The organism is Mycobacterium sp. MUNTM1, from assembly GCF_054660795.1.
Window position 1 is genome coordinate 1 of record NZ_BAAGDE010000107.1, and the last position, 6430, is coordinate 6430.

The 6430-nt window shown below is 68.1% G+C and carries 7 protein-coding genes; 4 read left to right on the forward strand and 3 right to left on the reverse strand.

The window, feature by feature from the left end; genetic code table 11:
• Together ACYQ8K_RS29555 and ACYQ8K_RS29560 are read right to left on the reverse strand one after the other, a co-directional pair.
• A partial coding sequence (locus ACYQ8K_RS29555; protein ID WP_459974867.1) for an FHA domain-containing protein occupies nt 1-389 on the reverse strand: 389 nt, incomplete at its 3' end.
• Between the two features lie 30 nt (nt 390-419).
• The gene (locus ACYQ8K_RS29560; RefSeq protein WP_459974869.1) at nt 420-1634 is read right to left on the reverse strand and encodes an NADH:flavin oxidoreductase; all 1215 of its coding nucleotides are present in this window, start codon (nt 1632-1634) and stop codon (nt 420-422) included.
• Nucleotides 1635-1772: 138 nt separating this feature from the next.
• On the opposite strand from ACYQ8K_RS29560, the gene ACYQ8K_RS29565 reads away from it, so the two are divergent.
• Nucleotides 1773-2618 (forward strand): bifunctional methylenetetrahydrofolate dehydrogenase/methenyltetrahydrofolate cyclohydrolase, encoded by an 846-nt coding sequence (locus tag ACYQ8K_RS29565; protein ID WP_459974871.1) that lies wholly within the window; start codon nt 1773-1775, stop codon nt 2616-2618.
• Nucleotides 2615-2896 (forward strand): DUF3017 domain-containing protein, encoded by a 282-nt coding sequence (locus ACYQ8K_RS29570; protein WP_459974873.1) that lies wholly within the window; start codon nt 2615-2617, stop codon nt 2894-2896. Before ACYQ8K_RS29565 ends, ACYQ8K_RS29570 begins: the two co-directional genes overlap by 4 nt.
• On the opposite strand, the gene ACYQ8K_RS29575 is transcribed toward ACYQ8K_RS29570, so the two are convergent.
• Nucleotides 2893-3453, reverse strand: coding sequence for a DUF732 domain-containing protein (locus ACYQ8K_RS29575; protein ID WP_459974875.1), 561 nt, complete (start codon nt 3451-3453; stop codon nt 2893-2895). The genes ACYQ8K_RS29570 and ACYQ8K_RS29575 overlap by 4 nt on opposite strands.
• 258 nt (nt 3454-3711) lie before the next feature.
• On the opposite strand from ACYQ8K_RS29575, the gene ACYQ8K_RS29580 reads away from it, so the two are divergent.
• On the forward strand, nt 3712-5172 hold the full coding sequence (locus ACYQ8K_RS29580) for an FAD-dependent oxidoreductase (RefSeq protein ID WP_459974877.1): 1461 nt from the start codon (nt 3712-3714) through the stop codon (nt 5170-5172).
• 101 nt (nt 5173-5273) lie between these two features.
• The coding region (locus ACYQ8K_RS29585; protein ID WP_459974879.1) for a 13E12 repeat family protein at nt 5274-6430 on the forward strand (1157 nt) is incomplete at its 3' end.

Consider the following 6430-nt stretch of genomic DNA (forward strand, 5'->3'; position numbering starts at 1 on the left):
GACCACGCCGCGGCCTGCGGTGGGGCCGCCACCGGGATGCCCATCGATTCGGTTCGGGGCGGGCGCCCGGCCATGCCCTGGTGGCGCCCGACGTCGAAGGTCAGCAGCGGACCGTCGGGGTTTCCGATGTTCAGGGTCTGCCCGTCGTGGATCTCGACCACCGGCACGCGCCGGCCGTTGACGAAAGTTCCGTTCAGCGAACCGTTGTCGATGGCCAGCCATTTGCCCTGATCGAAACGCAGCAGCAAGTGGGCACGCGAGATCAACGGGTGGGTGATACGCATGTCCGCTCGCAGATCGCGCCCGACTACTACATCGTGGCCCGCTGCGAAGGTGCGTTCCGATCCTTCGTGATGGACGGTTAGCGCTGGCGGGGCTGGTGCTGACATCGCCACAACTGTAGCTTGCAGCCCTGTGGTTTAGCTCTGAGCGCCCACGGCGTCAGGCGCGCCGGTCACCACGCAGTGCGTTCGGGTGTAGATCGTCGGCATGCACTGATTGCAGTGCGTGCACGCCGAATGCACCTGGTGCTGGGCGCCGTCGGCGGCGATCCGGTTGATCAGATCCGGCTCGGCCAGCAGCGCCCGGGCCATCGCGACGAACTCGAATCCCTCCGCCATCGCTAGGTCCATCGTCTCCCGGGTGGTGATGCCGCCGAGCAGGATCAGCGGCATCTTCAGTTCGTTGCGGAACAGCTTGGCGTCGCGCAGCAGGTAGGCCTCGCGGTAGGGGTACTCGCGCAAGAACTTCTTACCCGTCATGCGCATGCCCCAGCTCAGCGGTGGCTTGAACGCCCCGGCGAACTCCTTGAGCGGCGCGTTGCCGCGGAACAGGTACATCGGGTTGACCAGCGAGCTGCCCGCGGTGAGTTCGATCGCGTCCAGGCCGCCGTCTTCCTCCAGCCACTTGGCGGTGATCAGCGATTCCTCCGTGCTGATGCCGCCGCGTACCCCGTCGGCCATGTTCAGCTTGGCCGTCACCGCGATCGGCGTGCCCTCCTTTTCCACCGCCCGCCGGACGGCCATCACCATGCCGCGGGCGACCTTGGCCCGGTTCTGCAGCGAGCCGCCGAACTCGTCGTCGCGGTGGTTGATCAGCGGGGACAGGAACGAACTCGCCAAGTAGTTGTGGCCCAAATGGATTTCGACGGCGTCGAAGCCGGCCTCGATGGCCAGCCGGGCGGCGTTGGCGTGCCCGGCGATCACCTCGTCGATGTCCTCGCGGGTCGCCTTCTTGGCGAACCGCATCCCGATCGGGTTGAAGAACCGGACCGGCGCCAGCGCCTTGGCCTTGTTGGACTTGGCGTTGGCCACCGGGCCGGCGTGGCCGATCTGCGCGCTGACCGCGGCGCCCTCGGCGTGGATCGCGTCGGTGAGCCGGCGGAACCCGGGCACGGCCTCGGGGCGCATCCAGATCCCGTTGCCCTCGGTGCGGCCGCCGGGGGAGACGGCGCAGTAGGCGACCGTCGTCATGCCGACCCCACCGGCGGCCGGCAGCCGGTGATATTCGATGAGGTCGTCGGTCACCAGCGCCTCGGGCGTGCGCGCCTCGAAGGTGGCGGACTTGATGGTGCGGTTACGCAGGGTTATCGGACCGAGCTTCGCGGGGCTGAACACGTCCGGAGGGGTAGACATACCGGGAGCCTAATGGCGATCGCAAGCGCGGCGGAGCCGGGCGCGGCGGGTCGCCATCATTGGGCGCCGTGGCGATCGCAAGCGCGGCGGAGCCGGGCGCGGCGGGTCGCCATCATCGATGTCTGCCAGACTGTCAGCGTGGGAGCAATCACGCTGGACGGCAAGGCCACCCGCGACGAGATCTTCGTCGACCTCAAACGGCGGGTGACCGCGTTGACCGCCGCGGGCCGCACCCCCGGCCTGGGCACCATCCTGGTGGGCGACGACCCGGGCTCGCAGGCGTACGTGCGCGGTAAGCACGCCGACTGCGCCAAGGTCGGCATCACCTCGATCCGCCGGGATCTGCCCGCAGACATCAGCACCGCCACGCTCAACGAGACCATCGACGAGCTCAACGCCAATCCCGACTGCACCGGTTACATCGTGCAATTGCCGCTGCCCAAGCAGCTGGACGAGAACGCGGCGCTGGAGCGGGTGGATCCGGGCAAGGACGCCGACGGGCTACACCCGACCAACTTGGGCCGGCTGGTACTCAACAACCCGGCCCCGCTGCCGTGCACCCCGCGCGGCATCGTGCACCTGTTGCGCCGCTACGACATTGAGATCGCCGGGGCGCACGTGGTCGTCATCGGCCGCGGCGTCACGGTCGGCCGCCCGCTGGGGCTGCTGCTGACCCGCCGCTCCGAGAACGCCACGGTGACGTTGTGCCACACCGGAACTCGTGACCTGCCGACGCTGACCAGGCAGGCCGACATCATCGTCGCGGCGGTCGGGGTGCCTCACATGGTGACCGCGGACATGGTGCGTCCCGGCGCCGCGGTGCTCGACGTCGGCGTCAGCCGGGTGGACGGCAAGCTCACCGGTGACGTGCACCCGGACGTGTGGGAGGTGGCCGGCCACGTGTCGCCCAACCCCGGCGGCGTGGGACCGCTGACCCGCGCGTTCCTGCTGACCAACGTCGTCGAGCTGGCCGAGCGACAATGACCCCGCGCACCGTGCTGCGGGCCCAGTGGCCAATTGTGTTGGTGGGCTTGATCTTTGCGGTGGCGCTGGCCTTGGTCGGGGCCAACTTCTGGCGTCGCGGTTCGCTGTTGATCGGGATCGGTGTCGGTGTCGCGGCGCTGCTGCGGCTGGTGTTGTCCGAGGACCGGGCCGGCCTGCTGGTGGTGCGCGGCAAGGGAATCGACTTCATGACCACCGCGACGGTCGGGGCGGCGATGTTCTATATCGCGTCGACGATCGACCCGCTGGGAACCCGCTAGTACCTCGGCAGCGCCGGAACCTGTCCCGTCATGCCCGGGACTTGGCCCGCCATCCCTGGGATCTGTCCCGCCATCCCGGGGATCTGTCCCGCCATGCCCGGCATCTGCCCGGCCATGCCCGGCATCTGCCCGGCCATGCCCGGGATCTGTCCCGCCATGCCCGGTGGCATGGCGCCGGACAGGTTGCCGTTGGCGATGTTCGCCATCTCCTCGGGGCAGTAGGTCTGGATCGCGATCGTGGTGAACATGCGCGCCATCGTGGGCGACATGCCCCGGCCCGCGACGCTGGAGGCGACCGCGGCGAAATTGCCGCCCGGCTCCGACAGCATCGGGCACACCGACTCGCCGACCGACATCGCGTTGCCGGGCTCGCCGAAGTCGATCCCGGCGTGGTTGAGCGCGTCGATGAAGTCGTCGCCGTTGCCGTTCGCTCCGGCCGGTGCCGCGAAGGCCGAGGCGACGGTCAGCAGGCCGGCCGCGGCGGCCAGCAGGCGAATGGTGAAGGGCTGATGACGCAAAACCCAGATCCATTGATGAGTTCGTGCAAATGCCTTCACGCAGCCTCCCCGTCCGCCCTGGAGTGCGTCTGAGGCACTCGAATCACGCCTACGAACTCTGAGCCATAACTGTCACGTTTCCGACACGGTGGGGTAAAGGTTCGCACAATATGCGTTTCGCGAGGTCACGGTTTCGGCGACGTCGGTTATTACGCGGCCCCGTTGCGCAAGGGCGAACGCCGGATCGTCGCCACACTGTGATGTAACACGGGTGACGTCACCGGAATTTGTGCGCGAAATGAACCAGAATCTGCGCGCATGACGACTAATCTCGGCCGTCCGCCCAGCCATGTGATCTCTCGTCAGACGTTTCTTCGCGGCGCCGTCACGTTGGCGACCGGAGCGGTGTTCGGCACCGGCTCGGCCGCGGCGGACCCCGCCGCCGGGGGGTGGACCGGACTGGCCTCGTCGATCGGCGGCAGCGTGCTGTTGCCGGCCAACGGCGCCCAGTTCTCCACCGGCAAGCAGGTCTTCAACTCGTTTTACAATAACTCCAATCCCGCTGCGGTGGTGCGGGTTTCGTCGCAGGCCGACGTGCAGAAGGCGGTCGCGTTCGCGAAGGCGAACAACCTCAAGATCGCCCCGCGCGGCGGCGGGCATTCATACGTCGGCGCGTCCGGCGCCAACGGCACCATGGTGCTCGACCTGCGCGGCCTGCCCGGTGGCGCGAACTTCGACGGCAACAACGTCACGGTGACCCCGGCGACGAATCTGTATGCGGTGCACCAGACTTTGGCCGCAGCAGGCCGCGCCGTTCCCACCGGTACGTGTCCGACTGTCGGCATGGCGGGGCTCGCGCTCGGTGGCGGGGTGGGGGCCGACGCACGGCGCGCCGGGCTCACCTGCGATGCGTTGCAGTCCGCGACCGTGGTGCTGCCCAGCGGCGACGTGGTCACCGCGTCGGCCAACGACAACCCGGATCTGTTCTGGGCGTTGCGCGGTGGCGGCGGCGGCAATTTCGGGGTGACGACCTCGATGACGTTCGCGACCTTCGCCACCGCCGACAGTGACCTGGTGCGGCTTGACTTCCCGCCGTCGTCGGCGGTGCAGGTGCTCACCGGTTGGCAGTCCTGGCTGGCGGGCGCGGACCGGAACACGTGGGGGATGGTCGACCTGTCTGTCGGTTCGGCGCAGGCCAATTGCCACGTGCTGGCGACTTCTCCCTCCGGCACCGGCTCCGGTGTGGTGGACGCCCTCAAGTCGGCGGTGGGGCTGGCGCCCAGTGCGGTGACCAACAAGACGCTCAGCCACATGGACCTGGTCACCTATCTGGCCGGAGGCAGCGGGACCAGCCCGGCGCGCGGCTTCGTGGCCGGATCCGATGTGATCGGCCCGATGACTTCGGCTGCGGCCCATGCCATTGCGACCGCGGCCGGGCAGTGGCCGGCCTCGGGCGCGGGACAGGCGTCGGTGCTGATCGATCCGCTCGGTGGCGCGGTGGCCGATATCGCCCCGGGCGACACCGCGTTCCCGTGGCGCAATCAGTCCGCGGTGGTGCAGTGGTATGTCGAGCCCGCCGGCAACCAGGTCGGGGCCGCCACTACGTGGATGGGCAGCGCGCATCAGGCGGTGCAACAGTTTTCGGTCGGTGGCTACGTCAACTACCTGGAGCCCAACCCCACGCCGGCCCGCTATTACGGCTCGAACCTACCGAGGCTGACCACTGTCCGGCAGAAGTACGATCCCGACCGGATGATGTTCTCGGGAATGGACTTCTAAGACCTTCGCCCTGGCGGGCATGCCGAAATCACTTGCACCACTTTTGTTTCGGTAGTCACAAAGCGCCGCTTGTTGTCGGTACCCCTTCATAAAATCGTGGCATGGGTTCGAACAGTCGTGAGGAGATCGTCGAGGTCTTCGACGCGCTTGATGCCGACTTGGATCGTGCCTGCGAGCTATCGTTTGACGCACTGACCGCGCCCGAGCAGTTGGCGCTGTTGGAGCGCTGCGAGAAGGTGCGTCGCCGGTTGCCGGCCCTCGAACACCCCCTGATCAATTCCCTTGCCCGCCAGGCCCCCTCCGAAGAGCTCGGCGGCACGCTACCCCATGCGATCGCGGAGGCGACGCTGATCAGCCGCCCCGAAGCATCCCGGCGCATCAAGGAGGCACGGGATCTGGGCGCGGGGCATGGCCTCACAGGCGAACCGGTGGCACCCGCCTTGGCCGCCACCGCGGCCGCCCAACGCGAGGGCAGCCTGGGGCCCGGCCAGGTCTCGGTGATCCGACGGTTCTATCACCAGCTGCCCGGCTGGATAGACGCGGCCACCCGCGAGCAGGCCGAGGCCAAACTCGCCATGGAGGGAACCCGGTATCGGCCCGAACAACTCGGCAAGCTGGCCGACGTCCTGACCGATTGCCTGAACCCCGACGGCACCTTCACCGACGAGGACCGCGCCCGGCAGCGCGGCCTGACGCTGGGCAACCAGCAGGCCGACGGCATGTCACAGCTGCGCGGCTGGCTCACCCCCGAAGCCCGCGCCACGTTCGAGGCGGTCTTGGCGAAACTCGCCGCGCCGGGGATGTGTAATCCCCTGGACGACACCCCGTGTGTGGCGGGATCTCCGGATGAGCAGGCCGTCGAACAGGATAGCCGCAGCGCCGCCCAACGCCAGCACGACGCACTCAACGCCGCGCTCAGAGGATTGCTCGCGTCGGGAAACCTCGGGCAACACAACGGCTTACCCGCCTCGATCATCGTGACAACAACGCTTCAAGAGCTGGAATCCGCCGCCGGACGTGGGTTGACCGGCGGCGGCACCATGTTGCCGATGAGCGACGTGATCCGCCTGGCCCGCCACGCCCACCACTACCTGGCGATCTTCGACAAGGGCAAGGCGCTGGCGCTGTATCACACCAAACGCCTGGCCTCACCGGGGCAGCGAATTGTGTTGTACGCCAAAGACCGCGGCTGCTCGGCACCCGGCTGCACGGTGCCCGGCTACTACTGCGAAGTCCACAGAGAGAATGGGATGTCGCT